This is a genomic window from Rubripirellula amarantea, from assembly GCF_007859865.1.
In the GTDB taxonomy this organism is placed as follows: domain Bacteria; phylum Planctomycetota; class Planctomycetia; order Pirellulales; family Pirellulaceae; genus Rubripirellula; species Rubripirellula amarantea.
In genome coordinates this window covers 877704-895851 of record NZ_SJPI01000003.1, presented here as the reverse complement: position 1 = coordinate 895851, position 18148 = coordinate 877704, and the positions used below count along the sequence as shown (strand labels likewise).

The following is an 18148-nucleotide window of genomic DNA, read 5'->3' as shown; positions in this document are numbered from 1 at the left end:
TGACGCTACTGAATCAAAACTTTGCATCCTTTTGTTAAACCACATTGCTTGGGCGGTAAGCTCAGGCGGGAGTTCTTTGTCGATGAGTGAAGTCGAACTCGACGTTCTCGACTTGAAGGAAATGATCCTTTCCAACAACTCGTTCGGTCCCGCAGACGTGGGTGAAATCCGCGGTGCGATTTCGGAAAACTACGGTCACTTTGGTGAGCTTCGTGACGCCGTTGGCGAAATGGAAGAGGACGAATCACTAAGTCCCGCTGGCAAGACGAAGATGGGTGTGTGCCAGTTTTTGCTGGGACGATTCAAGGACTCGCACGAAACGCTTCAGGCCGCCGATGGCAGTGCCATGGCTCTGTTCTATCAAGCTCGTTGCAATTTCGAACTTGGTCGCTACGAAGATGCCATTAAGGTCTACGAACAAGCCCAAACTTCGGGCTACAACGAAGACCAATGCAAGATTGGAATTGCCGAAGCTCATCGCTATGCCGGTCGCATCGAAGAAGCCCTGGCAATCTTAGACAACATCTTTGGCCCCGCTGAGCAAACTGCTGACTACATGTACCAACGCGCGGCAACCGTTGCTGCCGTCGGTGGACGTATGGACGAAGCGTTGAAGTTGTATCAACGGGCCGTTCAAACGGACGAACATCACGCAGGTGCTTTGTTCGGCTTGGCTCTTGAAAACGACCGTATGGGCAACGATGAAGAATCATTGGCGCTTTACGAACGAGCTGCCAAGACGTTTCCCACCGGCATCGGTGCATTGATCAATTTGGGTTTGGTTTACGAAGACAATAACCAATTCGATAAGGCCCAGATCTGCTACAAGCGAATCCTTGATTGCTATCCTGACCATCCTCAGGCCCAGCTTTACATGAAGGATGCTGCCGCGACTGGCAACATGCTTTATGACGAGGAAGCTCAGCGTCGTAACGATCGTCTGGCTCAAATCCTCAATATGCAGGTCACCAACTTTGAGCTCAGTGTTCGCAGTCGCAATTGCCTTCAGAAGATGGGCATCGAAACGATCGGTGACCTGACTCGTACGAGCGAAGCTGAACTATTAAGCAGCAAGAATTTCGGCGAAACCAGCCTCGTGGAAATTCGAGAAATGCTAACCAGCAAGGGACTCTCGCTGGGGCAATTTGCTCACGAAAAGAAGAGCAGCGATCCACCGATCGACACCTCGCACATGTCGCCCGACGAGCAAGCGTTGCTCGATCGACCGATTTCCGATCTGAACCTTTCCGTCCGTGCTCGCAAGTGTATGAATCGCTTGCAACTCAACACGATCGGCGAACTGATCCGCAAGACGGGTGACGATATGCTTGAATGCAAGAACTTCGGAGTGACAAGCCTCAACGAGGTTCGCGAAAAGCTCACGGATCTTGGTCTCAAGATGCGTGGTGATTGATCACCGCTGTGAGCTCCTTCAAATTTGAACTCAGTCACCGCGACGCGACCACTTCGGCGCGTCGCGGTGTTTTTGTTACGCCTCACGGTCCCGTGCAGACGCCAGGCTTCATGCCCGTCGGCACCCAGGCCACGGTGAAGGGTTTGACCATCGATCAGGTTCGAGCCACCGGTGCCCATATGATTTTGGGGAACACCTATCACTTAGCGCTTCGGCCTGGCCACGAAACCGTTCGAAAACTGGGTGGTCTGCATGGCATGACCGGTTGGGATGGACCGATCCTAACTGACAGTGGCGGGTTCCAGATTTTCAGCCTCGATGCGATCAATGACATCAGCGAAGAGGCGGCGACGTTTCGAAGTCATCTCGATGGAGCAGTGATTCGGTTGACACCCGAGCATTCGATTGAGATCCAAGAGTCGTTGGGCAGCGATGTCGCCATGGTCCTCGATCATGTGGTCGCACTGCCGGCGGAGCGAGACTTGGTTCAAGATGCAATGGAGCGGTCCATTCGATGGGCTGGTCGTTGCCTTAACGCTGCCACTCGCGAAGACCAAGCCAAGTTTGCGATCGTGCAGGGCGGGCTCGATGTGGAATTGCGAACTCAGTGCGCACGCGAACTCGCGTCGATGGATTTTCAAGGCTATGCGGTCGGCGGATTGAGTGTTGGTGAAGCACCGTCGGAAATGTACCGGATCACGGCGGCCACCTGCCCCGAACTGCCTGAGGACAAGCCTCGCTACTTGATGGGCGTGGGGCGGCCAATCGATTTGCTCGAAAGCGTCGCTCGTGGCATCGACTTGTTCGATTGTGTGATGCCCACTCGTAATGGACGTAACGGACTGGCATTCACGGACGGTGGCTCGCTCAAATTTAAGAACGCTATCCACCGCGAAGACAATCGTCCGATTGACGAAACGTGCCCATGTTTGGCATGCAAACATTCCCGAGGCTATCTACGGCATTTGTTCAACGCGAAGGAAATGCTTGGCCCTATTCTGCTTTCGATTCACAACTTGACTTATTACCAAACAATCATGCAGGGCGCTCGTGCGGCAATCGAGCGAGGTGAATTTGACGCTTATCTTGCCGAAAAGAAACGTGGTTGGGGCGAAGTAGCGTCGGCATAAGCGGTTGACTTCGTGCCCGTATCGTTAAGTTGTTGTTTGCGACGATTGCCCTTGGCATCGCTGGCGTTTCGCAAAGCCGTTTGCTAGGCAAGGGCGGGACGCGAAAGTCGTTTGGAAACAATCCATCGATGCTTCCCGGCCAGGTTGCCGGCCAGTTGTTTCGTTAGCGTTGTGCGAACCGCAAATCCGTCAACAAGCTGAGATAGAAGTTGCTCGATTCGATCCGTATTGATCTTTTCATTTAGGTCGAACGGTTCGATCTGAACGTCTAGATCACCTGATTCTTGTTGAATGACCTGAAAGCGACGAATGCGGTGATCGGCTTCAAGAACGTGTTTGATTGCCATTGAATGAATGTGCTTTCCCGTGCGGCTAATCAAGCCATCGTTATCACGGCCCTGTACGCAAGAAATCGGTGTGAATCCCGACTCCGGTGCGACGATCGGACTGCACGCCATGTCATCGATTTGGTAACGCAGCAATGGAAAAGACGGGTTGTTAAGGACCGTAACAACAATCGCATGGAGGCCTGAAGGTTGAGCAATGGTTTCCACCAAGACCATGTCTTCACGTATACGCAAAGTTGCATCGGGGTAGCCGCTCGCGATCAACCCGCACTCCACCGATCCGTACTCGATCGTTGCCTGGCAACCCAAAGCAGCACTGGCAGTGTCCAGGAAGAACTCAGGCGCCGGTTCAGCCGTTAGAACGCACAATCGTAACGAGTCGACTTTTACTTGCCGCATCGCGGCGTGTCGGGCCAGCGTGTAAATCGCTGAGCTGTATCCATATAGGCTGATGGGTTGAAACGATTGCATTCGCGCCAAGTGCTCGTCCAATTCATCGTTGCCAAGGCGGTACGCGCTTAGTCGTAAGCGGGACCGAAACTTATCGGACGCGGATTGGCTCCATCGCTGCATTCGTCCTGACCAACCGGGGGCGAAGCTGCCGTGGTGCCCCCAAAGAAACGCTTTCCGGTCCAAAAAATCAACATCGAAGGATTGTTCCATTCGGTATTTGGCGCGCAACATTTCTCGATGAGCCTCGTGCGACCAATACACACGGGTCGGGTCTCCGGTGGAACCGCCGGTTCGGTGCCATCGGCCGGGGGCTGGATTTCGCGACATGAAATCAGCCGGGCATCCTCGAACGGCAGATTTCGGCAGCAGAGGTACGGTCGCACGAAATTCGTCAAGGCTTTCGAAGCGTGCCGGTACCTCGCCAGATCTAAAGAGCCTTTGGCAATATGGAACCGATACGCGCGCCGAGTTCCAAACGTGATTTAATCGTTCCAGTTGAAACGATTCAATGTCAGATCGCGACCAACTTTCGCGACTTGCAAGCGTGTCGAGCGAGCGTCTAGCTGCTCGAAAGCGGGGTAGCCAGTGCAATGTATTCATTGAGACTGCCCGTGGGACGATTGGGTCAGATCATTTACTATTGCCGGTGCCGGCTTAACGACCTCGTTGGCAAGCCAGCGATGATCACCCACTGTGGTTCTGCCGCGACGTTTGCGTGATCGAGTTTCAGCGGCGTCGTAGATTTCCATCAATTTGGTATAGGTCGCTGGTTCAGTATAATGCTGCAAATAACGATCACGAGCGGATTGACGCATTTCCATCTCATCTTTGCGACTGAGTGCTTGAATTTTGAGCACTTGTTTCGCCAAGTCGTCATCAACGCCCGCGGTAAACAGGAATCCGTTGACACCATCGTCGACCAATTCTTCCATCGCACCTAGACGTGAGGCTAGCACGGGGGTGCCTCGCGAAAAGGACTCTGCGATGGTTCGTCCAAAGGTTTCGTACCACACCGAAGGCATGACTAGGAATTTCGCGTCGCCAATTCGCTGCAGCAAGTCAGCGTGCGAAAGATGGCCAACGTAATTGATTCGTGGATTCTCATTCGCCATCGTGATGACTTGTTCACGCAACGGGCCATCGCCGACGATTTGGATGGTGGGTGGATCTGGCAAACGTTTCCAAGCCCGCAAGATCACGTCGAGTCCTTTCTCTTGACTCAAGCGTCCGACGAAAATCGCGTCGCCGCTCTGGCCAGGGCCTGGACCGGGATCCGGATCAATGAAGTTGGGTTTGACGTGCACTTGGTTCGGATCAAAGCCGCCACGAACATAAACACTGCGCGCAAATTCCGATGGCGTGAAGTAAGCGTCAACGGCTCGTCGCCATGTTCCTATCGTTCGGTGAGTCCACTGCATCGCCACCACCGTTGAGGTAGCCAAGCGGTCATCGCGATAACAGGCATGTCGGATTCCCGATGTTGGGAACGACTTGGAAAGACAATCTTCACAAACTTTTCCATCCCGGAACAAGAACGAGTTAGCGCAGAAGTAGCGATAGTTGCGAAGCGCTTGGACGACCGGAACACCTGCCAATCGAGCCGGTCGATAGACCGACGCCGATAGCTGGGGAAACAAGTTGTTGCAGTGCATGATGTCGGGACGATGCAATTTAATTGCCCGATCAATTTCACGACTCGCAGAGTGACTCCAAAGAGTCCGGGCCGCCATTCCCGCTTTTCCCAGCCCGATCTGATGCAAAGCTGGCGGGTTCATGTCGCGGTTATCGCGAGTTAACGTCACGACTTCGTGGCCATGCCCGCGAAGCTGGCGAACCTCTGAATTGAACGAAAGGTCTTCACCACCAAGGAACTGATAATAGTTGTGCAGGAATAGGATCTTCATATTGCGAGTGCTCCTGCCTCGGTGCTCTCGCAGCTCAGATGAGTGGCGATACAGAGTCCCACCAGGCTAAAGAAAAACACAGAGTCGGTGCTGACGGGGCCCAGGAACGAAATGCATGTGATCGTCCAACCGGCATACCAGAACGCCGCTAGCACCATTAGATAGCGAAGCCAGCCAAGCTCGCGGGCGATGGACGCGTGGGGTTGCCGTTGTACTTGGGTGGGCGGCCAAAGCAGTTCGCGAAGTAATCGAATAGCACCCCAAGCAAATATGGCCGTTCCCACAATCCCGGTCGAAACGAGTAGCTGTAAGTAAATGTTGTGAGCGGTGTAGTTCGTTTCCGAATGCCAAACGTCTAGTTTTCCAGCAGCACTGGTCACGAAGTAGCCGTGCCCAATCCAAATGGAGGATTGGAATTCGTGCCATATCGCCGACCACATCTCGGCGCGCCCGGAAACCTCTTTCAGGTCTTCGCTAGACTGCCCTCGGGATACAAACTCGATCGCCTTATCTATCGCGTCTCCAAAAAGAACAAAGCCGGGATCCACCAGCACCATCGCAAGCATTCCGGTGGCGATAGCGATAACCCACTTCCCCTTTGCTTGAAGCGATAAGCCCCAAGCCAAAGCAATGGCTACGGTTATCAGTCCCATCGCGAGCGATGTTCGGCTTTGCGCTAGCAACAGCAGAGACACGTGCATCACGATGGCTACGCTGCAGAATGTACGTGAGCGTGAACGAGGTAACCTAAGCCAGTTCCACACGGCGAACATGAGTCCTAGTGATGCATTGGCTCCGGCAGCAGTAGGGTGCACGATTCCGATTGCGCCGACGTTGCTGTAGTCGCGCAGCAAGCCTGAGCTATCGGGGGCAATGAGGTGGCAAACGAGAACGAATCCGGTGTAGCCCACAAACATCACATTCAGGCAAACGAGAATCTGTTCTCGCATTTCGCGTGTGGTCGCGAATACTGCCACGGCAGTGGTTAGCAGCAGCATGGATCCTAGACCGATTGCTTGGCCGATAGACACCGATTTCAGTGGCGACCAAAGGAACGAACAAACTGCCCAGCCGAAGAAAGCGATCCAGGGCGTCAGCAAACGCAAAGTCTTCATTAACCGCACTTCGAAAAGTTGACTTAGCGAATCGCGATGATAGATGACCCGAGTCATCAGCCATCCAGCGATGATCCATATAGCCCCGCGAGTCGCAAGCTTCATCAGTGCGATCGCGTCCAACCCGCCGCCGCCGGTTCCTGGCATCGCGCGATTGGGCAGCGAGAAGGTAATCCAGCCCGAGGCGAATATCGCCAGCGCAATCCACATCAATGGCTCGCGAGCACTGACGCGGCTTAGCAAAGGGTGATGCCAATGGCTGTGATGCGGTTGATGCGTAACCGCTTCGGTCATCGAACCGATCCTCCGGACGAGGCGGCCACGTCACGTCGCGATCCCAGTGCGTTAGGCGAGTCGACGTGATCGCGATCGGATCGTTCATCGGTATCGCCCGAGTCCCAATCGCTTGGACGATAGAAGTCGTCCTTGTCCTTGGGCTCGAGATCCTTTTTCGCTACACGTCCCGGGCCCAACAATAGGGGAATTCCGACCAGGGCACCCAAGGTTGCAAGTCCGCCCGCAAATACGCAAAGCAGTTTGTTGGGGGAAACAGGGCGGTTTTCCAAGCTTGCCGGTTGGATGACTCGCACACTTGTGATTCGTTGTTCCTGAAGGACTTGCTCGAGGCGAGACTGTTCCAAGCGTTCGCTCTGCAGCAGATATTGCGCATCGAGGATCTTCAAATCACGCTCAAGGTTTGCGATCGTTTCAGATTGCGAGTTGAGCAATTGCACGTCGTCGGCCAGCGACTTGAGTTGTTCCTGTACGACCTCGTGTTTCTTTGACAATGCATCACTGGAAGCATTCTCAAGAGCTAGCTCAGTTTCGATGCGTTGATAAGTGGGATTGAGCCCGGTGGTGACTTCGTCGCGTCGATTACTTTGCCCGTTGAGCAGTTGGCGAGTTTCGTCGAGCTGGCGTCGCGTGCTAACCAAACGCGGGTGATCTTGCGTGTAACGGCTGGCGAGTTCTTGTTCGATCACTTCGAGCTCGAATAATTTGGAACGCATCGTTTCGAGCGAATCACTTGTGCTCGAAGTTTCTTCAACGACCGCGTTGCGACTAAGTCGAGTGAGCTCTTGACTCAATTTCTTTCGACGCGACTCGCTGGCGGCCAACGCTCCTTCGACCTCATGGAGTTGATTGCGAACTGCTGCCATCTCACCTTCTAAAAGCAGTCGTTCACCTTCGAGAGAAAGCAAACCGACTCGGTTCTTTTCCTCACGCAGCTTCGCTTGGGCTACGCTTAGTTGTTGATGAAGTTTGCTGAGTTCCGCCTTAAAGAAAGCGTAGGTCCCTTTGCTGCGGTGAAAGTCGTTGTGGTGCGAGATGTAGTTTTCGACCCAACAATCGACAACCGACTGCGCTAGTTCCGGTGACTTGGTGCGATATTCAATGTCAACGACACTTGAATCTCGTCCAGCAGATATTTGTAGCGACTTACCTAACTGCCGAATGGCTCGTTGGTCCGACGGCACAGGATCGACCCATGTTAAGGGTGCCTTGACGACCGACTTCAGCGATGACAATACGCCACCTGTGCTTTCGTTACCGTCTGCTGAGTGCGGAAGTCCTTTCAAGATCGCAGACTCGCCGACTTCATCGACGACCGCAGCAAGCAGCGACCGGCTTTGCATCACGTTGAGTGCGGTTTCAATCTCATGGTCTCGAGTTTGATGCAGCGGCATCATTTGTCCGGTTGCCGCGGCGGTTGGGTCCAAGGTCACGCTCTCGCGACCGAGTTGCAGTAACAGTTTGGCGTGCGAACGATAGACTCGTGGGTAAGTAAGTAAGACTACGATCGTCAGCAACGCGATCGTTCCGGCGGCCAGCAACGTGGGGAGCCAAGTGGCACGAAGCAGTCGAGTCCAGACGCTTGCGTCGAATCGTACCAGTAGGCCGGGCGGCGGTTCAGGAAGTTCGCCAGTGGTATCAGGAGAAGGCGAGCGCGTCATAATCGAGGCAGTAAGGGAAGCATTTTTCTGAAACAGCAATTCGACTTTCGGGGAACAAGCTCGACTCAATCGATTAAGCAAGTACCCTGGACGACCACGGGTCTAGGCTAGTCACTGAACCATCGGACAGATCGAAACCCGAATGCGTTTTTGGTAATTTTTTGCAGTAATGGCGGGCGATGAATTTCATAAGTTATTGCTGTTCGTGAGCACTTGGGGTGTTCCGTTGAACGTTTTCCGAATCCTTCTTCATAGTTAGCAACCCGACGATGAACGATGCTCCTTCATCGTCAAGCGAACCCTTGGAGGCGCATTCTTCCGTTAGCGTCAAAGAACGTGGTTCACTCTCTCGAAAAACACTTCAGGTCCGCGGTGGAGTGAGTCGGGGGGTATGGGCGATCGCCGATCAGGCAGTTATCAGTCTTTCCAGTTTGTTGGCCACGGTCGTGATCGGTCGATTCGCAGGGGCAGAATCACTCGGGCAATACGTCGTCGGTTTTTCGATCGCGGTAACGTTTAGTTGTCTTGTGCGTGCGTTGATCGTGGCTCCGTTTGGCGTGTTTATCTTTCGAGCACCCGAGGCGGACCGCTGCGTCATGCGTTCGGCCATGTGGTTGCAAGCGGGAAGTGTGATCGCACTTACTGTTGTCTTGGGAATGCTCGCGTCAGTAGCCGTTGAGCTTTTCGATGTCAGCATCTCGGGAAAGATGTTGATGGCGGTGACCTGTATCGTCACGGGCATGATGGCCAGAGAGATCGCGCGCCAAGCTTGTTTCGCTGAGCTTCGCTTTGCCTCGGCCATGGGAGGAGACGTCGTCTCGTCGTTGCTCACCATCGGGGGCATTGCCGGGCTTTGGTACTTCGAGCGGCTCACTCCAGCACTGGCGCTCGTTGCAGTCGGCACTGCGGGGTGGATAGCCAGCGCGGGGTGGTGGATCCGAATACCACTGAACAACGGGATTGACGTTTCCGAAACGATTCGGCGGTGGTCGACCACTTGGCGGTTTGGTCGCTGGGAAGCACTGGGGCAAACCTGCCAAGTGCTTCAGGGTTACGTCCTTTCGTGGATCCTTGCGATCTCAAGCGGATTCGAAGCGGCCGGTTTCTATGCAGCGACTTGGTCGATAGTCCAATTGGCGAGCCCGTTTGCGCAAGGTGCGGGCAATGCCATGGGGCCATCACTTGCTCGCGCGTTTGCCGATCATGGAAGCGTTCAACTTCGCAAAACGACGCGACATTTAACGATGGCGGCACTGGGCGCCTCGATCGTCTATCTGATAGCCATCGCGATCGTCGGGCCTGAGCTATTTCAGTTTGCCTACGGAGATCAATACCCGCGCCCCACCAGTTTGTTGATTGTTCTCGCGGGCGTCGTTTGCGTTTCCGTTATCTCGATGGCAATCACTAAAGCAATCGTGATTCTCGAGCGTCCCCACCACATCTTTTTAATTCAAGCGGGGGTGTTGGCCGGGATCGTCGGTTGCTCGTTGGCACTGGGATCGATGTATGGCCTGATTGGCGCGGCCATTGGGTTGCTTACTGCCCAGATTGGCGGACTCGCCGCCAAGGTCTGGGCTTACCGGGCTACTGCAGCTTCCCAAGAACGATAGAGACTCGTCGTTAGAGCCGGTCTTCTAGTTCAACAGCTTCCATGACCTTCGTGTTCCGCTCGACGGCAATCACGGTGGTGCGTTGACGCAGGCCATCACGGCTTTCCGCCGTAACCGGAAGTACTTGCCGTTTGTCGGCCAACTCCATACGAACGGTGAATGAGCCATCGGCTTGAAGTTTGACGGGATTACCGCCGATTTGCACCGATGCCGAAGGAACCGTTTTTCCGAACACGATGAGTTCAGCGTCAACTTCGAACGGCAGGCTAACTTGACGAAGCAGTGAAGGTTCGGTGACCGTTTGGCCTTGTTCGCCACGTAGTGGCATGCTTCGGCGAAGTCGTTCCTCGAATACTTCCTTTAGATCGCCACAGTCCGTGTCGTAACCACCACTAAGTGAGTAGATACGCTCGTAATCTTCGGCGATGTCATGCCAATGTTCGTCGAGTCGTTCGCATTCACCTGGTCGGGGTGTTTCAACGACGTTGCTGCGGCACAGTGTGTAGAACTCACCGTTTGGCACAGCGTATCCAACCAGGACGCGGAAACGCGATGGTGGCTCGTCAACGTCGATGTACCAATTGTTGACGCCACCATGAATGGGAATGTCTCGGGCGATGCTTTCGGCCGCGTTGCTGTCTACTTCGCCCACACTTAGGACTCGCAGTGTGGGAATCGCAGTGTGCCAACGTTCGGCCAACGACGACTGGGCTCGTTGAACCGAAGCACGCGTGATTTCCCAAGTCGCTTGCAACCAGAACGCATCGCGAACCAATAGCACAATTCGATCTTGGTGAGGTTGGTTGCCTTTGACACGATTGGCCCCATTTTCGACAGCCGCGCCTGCGACGAGAGTTCCCGTCGAAAGGTCGCGGTTCTTTTGCATGGTTTCGCGGCGGCGACGGATCTGTGCTCGGATGCGAGCGGTCTTGGGGTCGATCCGTGGCTCGGGCAGCTTTGGCATCGGTTTGTTCAGGCGTTTTTGGTCAGCCTTTTGAGCAGCCGTTTTGATGGGCTTGCGTGCTGGCTTGATGTCGTCGTCATCCGACGTTCGGGCTTTCAAGCTTGCCGCCGCCGTCGATTTGGCGGAGGAAGCGGAGCTCCCGTTGCGGCTGGACTGTCGAAGTTCAGCGGATTTGACTTGCTTTGATTTTGAGGGTGCCGATTTGGCGGTCGGTGACGACGCGGCTTTGGTTGTCACCGATTTAGAAGATACGGCCTTGGAAGTGGTTTTGGATGCCGTAGCCCTGGTCGTCGAAGTCTTGGATGCAGCGGTTTTGGTCGTGCTGCTGGACTTGCGTCTCGCTTTTCGCTGAACCTTTTTGATTTCGTCGATTAGCTCATCCTTTTTGAGTCCATGCCAGCCAACAACTCCGTAGTTTTTGGCCAAGTCGGCTAATTCTCGTCGAGTTTGGGCTTTTAGATCGGCAGTAGTAATCACTTGCAGGCACCTCCCAGGATTTGTCGCATCAGGCGATTGGTTCGCTGAGCGTTTTGAAACAACTAATAATTTGAGATGCAAACCTTCCTGGTTCGACCTCAAGACCCCGTCAAAATGGCATCCATGGCAGGCGATGAAATCCACACCCCCCAGTCATCTCGATGACTTTAGGGAGCGATGCAATAGCATTGCGGACTCCCGCACGTCGAGCATTTGCACAATGCAAACCAGCTAGCCAAGGCGACTTGAGGTGGAATTGTGTTCAGCGTGCAGGTGATCGGTAATGGCATAATCGTCACCTGAAACATTATGCCAAGGGGGGCCGGTTTGTTCTAGTTGCCCTTTTGTGGTTTTGGTCACATTCGCCGGAAAACAACCCAGATCAGACGGTACTCTCGGCCGCATTGCTACATCTTTTGGGCGTTGCTGACATGGATTCAGGTTTGGACCGGCTTCGCAATTACGCAACTGATATCCTGCCATATCAGCAGGACACTGTGATTTGCCAAGCAGGATTTGCCAAACAGCAGAGGGGGCCAGGGCACGTGACTGACGTGAACGCGACCCGTGATGAGGCCCCGATGACACCTCGATCCCAAACATCTCGATCCAATGCATTTCTGCCCGATGGACCCCCTGCTAAATGAATCTCAGCGCAATGATCTTCTGCCAATGATTTTCTGCCAATGATTTTCTGCCAATGATTTTCTGGGCAATGAACCTTCGGTCCGATGGCATCAAGGCACCATGGCACGATGACATCTAGATGGCACCTCGGCGGCCAAGGTGAATCCATAGGTGGGTGATTCAGGGAAGGCGATTGGGCGAAGCGGCAGGTGGGAAGCGGCAGGTGGGAGTCGTCGAACGCCCGCTTCGCCCGAAGCTGATGACGTTTAGCATCTGCGGTGATTTTGTCGTTGCATGGCATTCGTCACCGGCATTCGTCACCGGCACGCGTCACCGGCACGCGTCACCGGCACGCGTCACCGATGTTGTGTCGATGGGCATCCGGTCATCAAACTGGTGATTCACGCATCGAGGGTGAAGCGGCACCGGTTGCAATGGAGATCGCTGGGCAAAAAGATTGCTTTTTAGGTGCGGCTATCCGTCGCTGCCTCTGGCGGTTGGCAATCGTCCGATCAAACTACGCCCGTCCAAGTTCGACGTTGCCCTTCCCGAAGAGCGAGTTGAGATGTCCGACCAAGAACCTGATTCACCCCAATCTAGAGAGGATCGGTCGCGATGGATGCAGTTCGCTGCGATGGGCGTTGAGTTAGCTGGAATGACCATCGCCTGTTTAGGGCTTGGTTATTTGGTCGACTATTACCTCGAGGCTCAAACCTTGTACGGATCTGCGTTCGGGGCTCTGGTAGGATTTAGCTTCGCGATGTTCAGATTCATTCAAAAGGCAACTGCCTTGTGAGTGTTGACGGCATCCGCGAGTTCGCCGCTTTTAATTTTGTCTTCGATCTTTTTGTCACTGTTCTTGATGTCCAACGTCACTCCACTTCCGCCGGTCGATCGCTTGCCAGTAGTGGCAATGCGTTTGTTCGGGCGAGCTGCAGTGCGAGTGGTGATGGTTTCGGCTGTCGGGCTCGCGGTGTTGGTGGCGACGTATCCGCTGCTGAATTGGCAACTGTCGCAGCTTGCCGTAGTGATTATTTCGCTGCTAAGCGTCGCGACATCCATCGCAGCGTTGATTCCGGGATATTCGATCGCCAATTCGATTGCTAATCGCGTGATTCCCGATTCGGTGGCTGCAGCGTTTAGCCAAGATAAAGATGAAAAAGACGAAGCCGCCAAAGCCAAATATGTAGGGCATGTGCGTCAGGCATTGGGCAAGCTGTCGCAAGTCGCAATGGTTGGTGGGACCGCCGCGATGGCAATTCGTTCGCTAGGCACCGTTGCACTGTTTGCAGTGTGCCGTTATCAATTTGCCGAAGTCGTGAATCAAGTCGCTTTTCTGGTGATTGGTTGGTACGTGCTCTTGACGGTCACCGAGGTTGTCAGCCTCAGTCGCGGTGCGGCTGTGCTTGATACCTTCGCGGTGAACAGTCATGATCGCCGAACACTGGCCAACACGGACTTGCCCGTCACTTCGACAGGCTGTTTTGGGCCCGCAAGCCGAGTCAGCTCACCGTCAAATTTCTTCGTAGAGTGGTTGAGATAAATTGTCTGGGATGCTTTCGATAATCGCCTCGGCCGGAAACCCGGTCACTCACGCGGTCCCGCATCGGATCGGCGACGAAGTCTTTTCGGTAAATACCGGGGGCGGTGATATTCCTGCGCTGAACATCTATGACGGTGTTTATCGTTTCTTTGTCACCAATCACCTGATCATGTCGCTGGTCTCCGCGATCGCCGTGATTTTGGTTTTCTGGTTCGTTTCGCGGCGAGTTCGCGTCAAGGGCGATGATCTTTCGTCCTATCAGACGCGTGGTCGTTTTTCCCAGTTGTTCGAAACGATGTGTTCATTCATTCGGGACGAAGTGGCACGGCCAAACTTGCACGGGCTGACCGACAAGTACATCTATTACATTTGGACGATCTTTTTCTTTGTCCTGTTCGCCAATGTGCTCGGGCTAATTCCTTTTGGTTCGATCATCTACATGATCACCGGGAACCCGCATCACACGCACCTTGGTGGAACCGCGACAGGCAACTTGTCGTTGAACCTTGTGTTGGCGATGGGCAGCTTTATCGCCATCGTGTTCATCGGCATTCGCGAAACGGGTGCCAAGGCGTTCTTCTCGCACTTCAATCCGATTGGCTGGGATAATCCTGCCATGCTTCCAATCGGTATCCTGCTCTACTTCTTGGAATGGTTGGGTTTGGGTATCAAGTGCGTCGTGCTTGCGATGCGGCTTTTTGGAACCATGATGGCAGGTCACTTGGTCATCGCCGCGTTCATCGGGCTGATATACATGGCCCGTGAAGTTTCCAATGGGCTAGCTTACGGTGTGCAGCTTTCGGTCATTGGTGGCGGCATCGTGTTAACGTTGCTGGAGCTGTTTATCTGCTTCCTGCAAGCGTTCATATTTACATTTTTGACCGTGTTGTTCATCTCGTTGGTGGCCAGTCACCATGACCACGAGCATCACGAAGAAGAAGATCCGTTCAGCGACGAAGGTCAGATGGACCTCGACAAATTGATTTCGCCTGAGCGGATAACACCGATGGCTGACCCCGCCAGCTAGTGTTTTTCGATAAAACATGTTGCCTGGGATCAAAGCGTCCTTGGCAACGATAGAAGTTCAAGAGTTTACTGTTCCCCTATTTCCCTTAGACCCTTAACTCATCCGCACTTGGATGGGACCACCGAGAAGAATTCTCAGGAGTAGATGAAAGATGTTTGAATTGGCAATGTTGCTGGCCCAAGAAGCGGTAGCGGACTACGGCACCATCGGTGTTGGTATCGGAATGGGTCTGGCGATCCTTGGCGCTGGTCTTGGTATCGGTCGTATCGGCAGTGCTGCTGTCGAATCAATCGCACGTCAGCCTGAAGCTGGCGGAACGATCGCGACTCAGATGCTGATTTCAGCCGCTCTGATCGAAGGTGCGACCGTGATCGCGTTGATTTTGTTGTTGATCCGATAAATCCGCAGGCCAACCGTTGCGGCTCGGCATGATTTCGGTCTGTTTGTCGTCTCGGTCCTAAAAGGAATTCCGATGAGTTTCGTTGATTCGTCCGCTATGAACCGATTGCGTCATCTCGTGGCTTTGCTCGCGATGATGGGTTTCGTTGCTGGCACCCATGTTGTCGTGACGGCTGATGAGGCCGCAGTGGTCGATGCTGCTCACGCAGACGACCATGCTGATGCAGATCATGATCACGCTGATTCGTTGACAGGCCTTGCGGCCGGTCATGACGGCGATGCCCATGGCGATGCAGAACACGGTTCCGGACACGATGGCGAGGAAGGCGTTCCGCCGCTTTTGCAATTTGACTTCGGTTCGGCGCTTTGCAACCTGGCAATTTTCCTGGGTGTGTTCGCGATTCTTGCTAAGTTTGTCTGGCCAGTGATTCTCGATGGATTGAAGGCTCGCGAGCAGAAGATTCACGGTGACTTGATTGCAGCTGAAAAAGCAAACGCTGAAGCGCGGGCTTTGCTGGCTGAATACCAAGTCAAGTTGGACGAGGCATCCGGCCAAGTGCAAACAATGCTCGCGGGTGCACGAATTGACGCCGAGGCAAGCGGCAAGCGGATTGTCGAAGAAGCAAAGGCCGAAGCCGACGCTCAGCGTCAGCGTGCCTTGTCTGATATCGAAACCGCTAAGAAGGTTGCGTTGTCTGAGTTGGCCGGTTCAACCTCGGACATGGCCATGGCCATTGCTGGTCAAGTTGTCGGTCGTGAACTCCGCCCCGAAGATCACTCGGAATTGATTCGCAGTTCCATCGAGCGAATGCCTAGCAACAACTAGGTCTAGTCGACCGAGTTCTCTTGTGGACTCGGTCATGTGTGGCGGGCGATTGCCTGTCACTTCGATTTGTAACGTTCTTATATATTTCCTCCTCATCGCCATCATCACTGATGACTGAACCTATCAAACACGACACCGTGCTAGACACCGGAGCCGAACAGCTTGGGAAGACCTATGCACGGGCTCTGATCGGTGCGGCTCAGAATGAAGGCCATGGTGTTGCCGACACCGTGGTCGAACAACTTGGCCGCTTGGTCGATGAGTACATCGCCGGCAATCCCAAGTTGGCCGCCGCCCTGCGATCACCTCGCGTATCCGAGAACGAAAAGGTTCGCGTGATTGATCGATTACTTGGCGGCGAATTCCATCCGTTGTTGATCAAGTTCTTAAAGGTGATGGCTACTCGCGATCGCCTTGGGTTCATCGCTGCGGTACGCACCGCTGCGGACTCAATTCTTGACGATATGATGGGGCGAATGGTCGCCTCGGTTCGCACCGCGGTGCCATTGGACGACAACCTGCGTGCCCAGATTGTTGATCGTCTTTCTTTTACCATGAATCGCCAAGTGCGTTTGATTGAATCCGTCGATCCAGCATTGATCGGTGGAATGGTCATTCGCGTTGGAGATAAGGTTTTCGACAGCAGCGTCGCCAACCGACTTGACGCAATGGCTCATCGAGCACGAGCGGGTTTCTCCAGCAAGTTGCTTGAGCGATTTGAGCAGTTCACATCCCAATAAAATCGTTTTGCATCAGACACAGTCATGAAATTTAGCAGCGACGAAATCGCATCGGTCTTGCAACAAGAGATCGAACAATTCGACAGCAAGATCGACGTTCGTGAAGTCGGCACCGTCCTCGAAGTCGGTGACGGTATCGCACGCGTTTACGGTCTCTCCGGCGTTATGGCTGGTGAGATGGTAGAGTTCCAGAACGGAGCGATCGGGCTGGCGTTCAACCTCGAAGAAAACTCCGTCGGGGTTATCATTCTTGGTAACTACCTCACCATTAAAGAAGGCGAAGAAGTCAAGGCTCTCGGGACTCTTCTCGCAGTACCATGCGGCGATGCCGTGATGGGACGAGTTCTCGACCCACTTGGCAACCCTCTCGATGGCAAGGGGCCTGTTCAGACGGACTTAACTCGTCCGGTCGAAGTCATCGCGACGGGCGTGGCCGAGCGTCAACCCGTTACCGAGCCGATGCAAACCGGCGTCAAGGCGATTGATGCCATGACACCGATCGGACGCGGCCAACGTGAATTGATCATTGGTGACCGCAAGACTGGTAAGACTGCGATCGCGATTGACGCGATTTTGAACCAGAAGGGCAAGGGCGTTAAGTGCTTCTATGTCGCGATCGGTCAAAAGGACTCTGCGGTTGCTTCGATCGTAGACGTGCTCGAGAAGAATGGTGCGATGGAATACACAACCGTCGTCGTCGCCGGCGCTTCGTCCCCTGCTCCATTGCAATATGTTGCTCCATACGCCGGTACCGCGATGGCCGAACACTTCATGTTCAATGGCGGACATGCGTTGGTGGTCTACGACGATTTGTCGAAGCAAGCTACCGCTTATCGTCAGATGAGCTTGTTGATGCGTCGCCCACCAGGTCGTGAAGCTTACCCTGGTGACGTGTTCTATTGTCACAGCCGTTTGTTGGAACGTTCCGCGAAGCTATCGGATGCACTCGGTGGCGGTTCGATCACGAGCTTGCCAATCATCGAGACGCTTGAAGGCGAAGTTTCCGCTTATATCCCCACCAACGTGATTTCGATCACTGATGGTCAAATCTACCTGCAACCCGACTTGTTCTTCGCAGGGATTCGTCCCGCTATGAACGCCGGTATCTCGGTGTCCCGCGTGGGTGGTGCTGCTCAAGTGAAAGCGATGAAAAAGGTGTCGGGCGGCTTGCGTCTTGACCTCGCAGCTTTCCGTGCTTTGGAAGCTTTTGCTCAATTGGGTACTGATCTCGACGATGCTACCCAGCAGCAACTCGATCGTGGATATCGCATGGTTGAGCTGTTGAAGCAGCCTCAGTATCAACCGATGAGTGTGACCGACCAAGTCCTAAGCCTTTATGCCGGTACACGAGGTTTCCTTGACGACGTGCCAGTGAAGTCCGTTCCTCAGTGGGAAAAAGACTTCTTGCAGTTCGTTCACGATAAGCATTCCGCTACGGTCAGTCTCATCGACGATAAGATGGACCTGACTGACGAAGTCGTAGAGAAGATCGAAGCTGCGATCAATGACTTCAAGAGTGGCTACAAGATTGTTGAGCACATCGCTTAGTAGATCCGTTTTTGTCTTGCTCAAGAAGATTGATGCTTGAGCAAGATTTGTTTGACAGTATTCCCCTCC

General features: G+C 54.0%; 16 protein-coding genes and 1 pseudogene. 11 read left to right on the top strand and 6 right to left on the bottom strand.

Features of this window, described 5'->3' with window-relative positions:
* Nucleotides 1–82 precede the first annotated feature (82 nt).
* Nucleotides 83–1414 carry a tetratricopeptide repeat protein gene (locus Pla22_RS23460; RefSeq protein WP_146517261.1) on the top strand — a complete coding sequence of 444 codons (1332 nt, stop codon included), beginning with the start codon at nucleotides 83–85 and terminating at the stop codon, nucleotides 1412–1414.
* A gap of 8 nt (nucleotides 1415–1422) precedes the next feature.
* Nucleotides 1423–2544 (top strand): tRNA guanosine(34) transglycosylase Tgt, encoded by a 1122-nt coding sequence (gene tgt / locus Pla22_RS23455; protein WP_146517260.1) that lies wholly within the window; start codon nucleotides 1423–1425, stop codon nucleotides 2542–2544.
* Between the two features lie 83 nt (nucleotides 2545–2627).
* Here tgt and Pla22_RS23450 read toward each other — a convergent pair whose 3' ends face one another.
* From Pla22_RS23450 to Pla22_RS23435, 4 genes are all read right to left on the bottom strand, one after another.
* On the bottom strand, nucleotides 2628–3671 hold the full coding sequence (locus tag Pla22_RS23450) for a phenylacetate--CoA ligase family protein (protein WP_146517259.1): 1044 nt from the start codon (nucleotides 3669–3671) through the stop codon (nucleotides 2628–2630).
* Nucleotides 3672–3940: 269 nt separating this feature from the next.
* Complete coding sequence (locus Pla22_RS23445) at nucleotides 3941–5248, bottom strand: glycosyltransferase (protein ID WP_146517258.1); 1308 nt, start codon at nucleotides 5246–5248, stop codon at nucleotides 3941–3943.
* Nucleotides 5245–6657 carry an O-antigen ligase family protein gene (locus Pla22_RS23440; protein ID WP_146517257.1) on the bottom strand — a complete coding sequence of 471 codons (1413 nt, stop codon included), beginning with the start codon at nucleotides 6655–6657 and terminating at the stop codon, nucleotides 5245–5247. Before Pla22_RS23440 ends, Pla22_RS23445 begins: the two co-directional genes overlap by 4 nt.
* A complete protein-coding gene (locus Pla22_RS23435) occupies nucleotides 6654–8318 on the bottom strand; it encodes a GumC family protein (RefSeq protein ID WP_146517256.1) in 1665 nt (554 codons plus the stop codon). Before Pla22_RS23435 ends, Pla22_RS23440 begins: the two co-directional genes overlap by 4 nt.
* A gap of 269 nt (nucleotides 8319–8587) precedes the next feature.
* On the opposite strand from Pla22_RS23435, the gene Pla22_RS23430 reads away from it, so the two are divergent.
* Nucleotides 8588–9928 carry a lipopolysaccharide biosynthesis protein gene (locus Pla22_RS23430; protein ID WP_146517255.1) on the top strand — a complete coding sequence of 447 codons (1341 nt, stop codon included), beginning with the start codon at nucleotides 8588–8590 and terminating at the stop codon, nucleotides 9926–9928.
* Between the two features lie 10 nt (nucleotides 9929–9938).
* Here Pla22_RS23430 and Pla22_RS23425 read toward each other — a convergent pair whose 3' ends face one another.
* Nucleotides 9939–10892: a DUF4912 domain-containing protein gene (locus tag Pla22_RS23425; protein WP_315854257.1), complete on the bottom strand. Its 954-nt coding sequence runs from the start codon at nucleotides 10890–10892 to the stop codon at nucleotides 9939–9941.
* A 67-nt stretch (nucleotides 10893–10959) separates the two neighbouring features.
* Between Pla22_RS23425 and Pla22_RS25925 the strand changes: the two genes are divergently transcribed.
* Nucleotides 10960–11244, top strand: coding sequence for a hypothetical protein (locus Pla22_RS25925; RefSeq protein WP_315854258.1), 285 nt, complete (start codon nucleotides 10960–10962; stop codon nucleotides 11242–11244).
* Between the two features lie 47 nt (nucleotides 11245–11291).
* On the opposite strand, the pseudogene Pla22_RS25920 reads toward Pla22_RS25925, so the two are convergent.
* Nucleotides 11292–11369 (bottom strand): annotated as a pseudogene (locus Pla22_RS25920) (hypothetical protein); the annotation flags it as partial.
* 1192 nt (nucleotides 11370–12561) lie between these two features.
* On the opposite strand from Pla22_RS25920, the gene Pla22_RS23420 reads away from it, so the two are divergent.
* The 7 genes from Pla22_RS23420 to atpA all read left to right on the top strand — a co-directional run bounded on the left by Pla22_RS23420 (nucleotide 12562) and on the right by atpA (nucleotide 18079).
* A complete protein-coding gene (locus Pla22_RS23420) occupies nucleotides 12562–12792 on the top strand; it encodes a hypothetical protein (protein WP_146517253.1) in 231 nt (76 codons plus the stop codon).
* Nucleotides 12793–12858: 66 nt separating this feature from the next.
* The gene (locus tag Pla22_RS23415; RefSeq protein ID WP_146517252.1) at nucleotides 12859–13539 is read left to right on the top strand and encodes a hypothetical protein; all 681 of its coding nucleotides are present in this window, start codon (nucleotides 12859–12861) and stop codon (nucleotides 13537–13539) included.
* A 10-nt stretch (nucleotides 13540–13549) separates the two neighbouring features.
* Nucleotides 13550–14566 (top strand): F0F1 ATP synthase subunit A, encoded by a 1017-nt coding sequence (gene atpB / locus Pla22_RS23410; RefSeq protein ID WP_146517251.1) that lies wholly within the window; start codon nucleotides 13550–13552, stop codon nucleotides 14564–14566.
* Between the two features lie 151 nt (nucleotides 14567–14717).
* Nucleotides 14718–14966, top strand: a complete 249-nt coding sequence (gene atpE / locus Pla22_RS23405) for an ATP synthase F0 subunit C (RefSeq protein WP_146517250.1) — start codon at nucleotides 14718–14720, stop codon at nucleotides 14964–14966.
* Between the two features lie 72 nt (nucleotides 14967–15038).
* Entirely contained in the window at nucleotides 15039–15791 is a 753-nt protein-coding gene (gene atpF / locus Pla22_RS23400; protein WP_242632288.1) for a F0F1 ATP synthase subunit B, read from the top strand.
* Between the two features lie 110 nt (nucleotides 15792–15901).
* Complete coding sequence (atpH, locus tag Pla22_RS23395) at nucleotides 15902–16531, top strand: ATP synthase F1 subunit delta (protein ID WP_146517249.1); 630 nt, start codon at nucleotides 15902–15904, stop codon at nucleotides 16529–16531.
* 24 nt (nucleotides 16532–16555) lie between these two features.
* Nucleotides 16556–18079: a F0F1 ATP synthase subunit alpha gene (gene atpA / locus Pla22_RS23390; RefSeq protein WP_146517248.1), complete on the top strand. Its 1524-nt coding sequence runs from the start codon at nucleotides 16556–16558 to the stop codon at nucleotides 18077–18079.
* Nucleotides 18080–18148 lie beyond the last annotated feature (69 nt).

What these genes read in the sequence shown, in the direction of transcription:
- Pla22_RS23460 (WP_146517261.1), top strand. Translation starts at nt 83, where the DNA reads ATGAGTGAAGTCGAACTCGACGTTCTCGACTTGAAGGAAATGATCCTT.
- Pla22_RS23450 (WP_146517259.1), bottom strand. Translation starts at nt 3,671, where the DNA reads ATGTCGCGAAATCCAGCCCCCGGCCGATGGCACCGAACCGGCGGTTCC.
- Pla22_RS23445 (WP_146517258.1), bottom strand. Translation starts at nt 5,248, where the DNA reads ATGAAGATCCTATTCCTGCACAACTATTATCAGTTCCTTGGTGGTGAA.
- Pla22_RS23440 (WP_146517257.1), bottom strand. Translation starts at nt 6,657, where the DNA reads ATGACCGAAGCGGTTACGCATCAACCGCATCACAGCCATTGGCATCAC.
- Pla22_RS23435 (WP_146517256.1), bottom strand. Translation starts at nt 8,318, where the DNA reads ATGACGCGCTCGCCTTCTCCTGATACCACTGGCGAACTTCCTGAACCG.
- Pla22_RS23430 (WP_146517255.1), top strand. Translation starts at nt 8,588, where the DNA reads ATGAACGATGCTCCTTCATCGTCAAGCGAACCCTTGGAGGCGCATTCT.
- Pla22_RS23425 (WP_315854257.1), bottom strand. Translation starts at nt 10,892, where the DNA reads ATGCCAAAGCTGCCCGAGCCACGGATCGACCCCAAGACCGCTCGCATC.
- Pla22_RS25925 (WP_315854258.1), top strand. Translation starts at nt 10,960, where the DNA reads ATGTCGTCGTCATCCGACGTTCGGGCTTTCAAGCTTGCCGCCGCCGTC.
- Pla22_RS23420 (WP_146517253.1), top strand. Translation starts at nt 12,562, where the DNA reads ATGTCCGACCAAGAACCTGATTCACCCCAATCTAGAGAGGATCGGTCG.
- Pla22_RS23415 (WP_146517252.1), top strand. Translation starts at nt 12,859, where the DNA reads ATGTCCAACGTCACTCCACTTCCGCCGGTCGATCGCTTGCCAGTAGTG.
- atpB (WP_146517251.1), top strand. Translation starts at nt 13,550, where the DNA reads ATGCTTTCGATAATCGCCTCGGCCGGAAACCCGGTCACTCACGCGGTC.
- atpE (WP_146517250.1), top strand. Translation starts at nt 14,718, where the DNA reads ATGTTTGAATTGGCAATGTTGCTGGCCCAAGAAGCGGTAGCGGACTAC.
- atpF (WP_242632288.1), top strand. Translation starts at nt 15,039, where the DNA reads ATGAGTTTCGTTGATTCGTCCGCTATGAACCGATTGCGTCATCTCGTG.
- atpH (WP_146517249.1), top strand. Translation starts at nt 15,902, where the DNA reads ATGACTGAACCTATCAAACACGACACCGTGCTAGACACCGGAGCCGAA.
- atpA (WP_146517248.1), top strand. Translation starts at nt 16,556, where the DNA reads ATGAAATTTAGCAGCGACGAAATCGCATCGGTCTTGCAACAAGAGATC.